At 32.9% G+C, this 2,498-nt stretch carries 2 protein-coding genes; both read right to left on the reverse strand.

Annotated elements, in window-relative coordinates; all coding sequences use genetic code 11:
* Positions 1 to 92: 92 nt before the first annotated feature.
* Positions 93 to 1,382 (reverse strand): CHAP domain-containing protein, encoded by a 1,290-nt coding sequence (locus tag DW196_RS11000; protein WP_118251291.1) that lies wholly within the window; start codon positions 1,380 to 1,382, stop codon positions 93 to 95.
* A gap of 359 nt (positions 1,383 to 1,741) precedes the next feature.
* On the reverse strand, positions 1,742 to 2,338 hold the full coding sequence (locus DW196_RS11005; RefSeq protein WP_071456025.1) for a nitroreductase family protein: 597 nt from the start codon (positions 2,336 to 2,338) through the stop codon (positions 1,742 to 1,744).
* Between the last annotated feature and the right edge of the window lie 160 nt (positions 2,339 to 2,498).

Here is a 2,498-nt window from a genome sequence, read left to right on the forward strand (position 1 = left end):
CCAAAAAAGATCTAGAAAACATGTTGTTTTCTAGATCCTAAATTCTAACGTTTGAGCTCTTACCAACACTAGTTGACAAAGAGCTTTTATTTTTAGCGATGGATATAAGTGTAACCAGATGCGCTAATTGTTTGTGTGTTTGGTCCAGTAGGTGATGAAAATCCTGTACCACCTTGTGAAATCGTAATAGTATTGTTAGCTGGATTATATGAATCAACATAAGCAACATGTCCATATGAACCATCTGCTGTCCATTGTCCTCCAACAGATTGACCTGCAGCGAATACGACAACTGCTCCTGTTGCTGGAGTTGAGTTTACTGTGTAACCATCTGCTGCTGCTGATGCTCCCCATTGAGCACCATTACCCCAATAAGTTCCTACCCAAGGAGCAACACTTTTAACATACCATGTACATTGACCAACAGCGTACATATTACCTGAGCCTGAATGATCTACTCCTCCACCATTAGACGAAGTACCTCCTGATGGTGCACTAACTGGCTCCGAGTTTCCTGAAGAAGATGTACTATCAGTAGTTGGTTTTTCAACTGGTTTACTTTCTGGTACTTCAGAAGGAGTAGCCGTACTATCAGATGAGTTATCAGTTTTTTGATCTTCAGCTGGTTTCTCAGCTTTTACTGCCGTTGCTTCAGCTGGTTTTTTAGATGAATCTTGTTGAGCTTTTAATACTTTTATTTGGGCAGCTTTTGCTTCTTCTTTTTGTTTGTTTAATTTAGCTTTATCACTTTCAGCAGTTGCTTGTTCAGCAGCTAAACTTGTTTTCAATACATTTAACTCAGCTTGTTGAGCAGCAAGAGCATCTTTTTGACTTTGTAACTCTTTATAAGTAGCTGCCATTTCGTTGATTTTTTCTTCATTTTCTTGAATACTTTGTTCAACTGATTTTTGATCTTGCTTTTGTTGTTTAACTAAATCATTGTTAGCATTAACAATTGTGCTCATAGCATGCACACGGCTAATAGCATCTGATAATGAATCAGCTTCTAATACCGCACTAACAAAGTTAGTACTTTGATCATTTGTTTGTGCATCTCTTGCTTGTTTTTGAATCGACTTTTCACGTTTTGCAATTCTTACTTTAAGTGTACCGATTTTTTCTTGTAATTTCTCAGTATCATTACTTAGTTCAGTTTGTTTTGCTTCTAATGATGCTACTTTTTCATTAACAGAAGCTACGGTTGATTCTAATGCATTGATTTCTGCTTGAGCTTTATCTTGTTGTCCTTTTAAGGCATTAATTTTTTCATCTTGTTGTTTAATTTGAACATCAACAGAATCTGCCAATACGATACTTGGACTAGCAACAGCTGTTAATGCAATTGAGCAAACCATAATGGTTGATAAAATATTTTTCTTCAATTTTTCTTCCTCCAACGAACTTATCTAAATTTATATAAAGTAATTTCTATTTTAATAATTTCCCTTTTCTTAACGACCTATTCATTCTAACATAACCATATGTCAGATAGATAAAGGAATTGTTACAAAAACATTTCATTCCACTCGCTCTATCAGATTAATATATTTTTATAGACCATTTACGATATATTATTGTTCATTTTTAATGCATTTGCTCAATTGAACAAATGATAAAAAAAGTCACCAGCAATATGCTAGTGACCTAAGGAGTTGTTTATTCATTTTGTTGATATCTATATAATAAACCTAAATTATATGTATTTTTTTGTTCCATATAGAAATTTTTATGATTCTCTTTTTTATTTAAACACTTTAAATCTATCGTTGTTTTCCATATATTCTTTTTCTAAGGCTGGTGATTCAATCGATCCAATAACTAATTGTGCACGTAATTTCCAATTTGCTGGAGTATCCCATTCTTTAGCAACTGATTCATCAATAATTGGATTATAATGTTGCAAATTAGCACCAATATTTTTTTCAGTTAAAGCAGTCCACACGTTTGATTGAGTTAAACCACTCGCTTGTTCTGACCAAATTGGGAAATTCTCTGCATATAGCGCAAATTGTTCTTGCAATCCTTTTACAATATCTGTGTCCTCAAAGAATAAAATAGTTGCTTTTCCTTTTGCGAAGCTTTTTAATTTTTCTTTTGTATTTTCAAATGCTTCTGGAGGAGTTAATGGTTCTAATAATCCTTCTGTCATACTCCATAATTTTTCATGTGCATCATCGAATAAAAACACTACTCGTTGTGTTTGCGAATTAAATGCAGTCGGTGACTCTCTCACTACCTCTGTTACTAAGTCTACAATTTCATCATTAGTTAGTGGTGTATTTTTTCCTAAATCATATATCGAACGACGTTGTTTTAATAAATTTACAAAATTTGACATGTGTTAATCAATCCTTTTTTATTTATTTGATGTTTATACTATAACAACTAACATTAAGTAAGTAAAATTATATGCTTACTTGCTATAAGAAAAAAACAGCCGAAATATTGGCTCTATAATTTCTACTGTTGGTAACGAAAGTTACCAGCAGTTTTTAATA

The sequence above is a fragment of the Vagococcus sp. AM17-17 genome (assembly GCF_003471765.1).
GTDB classification, from domain to species: Bacteria; Bacillota; Bacilli; order Lactobacillales; family Vagococcaceae; genus Vagococcus; species Vagococcus teuberi.

Excerpts from the sequence above, each read along its gene's own strand:
- DW196_RS11005 (WP_071456025.1), bottom strand. The coding sequence starts at position 2,338 with ATGTCAAATTTTGTAAATTTATTAAAACAACGTCGTTCGATATATGAT.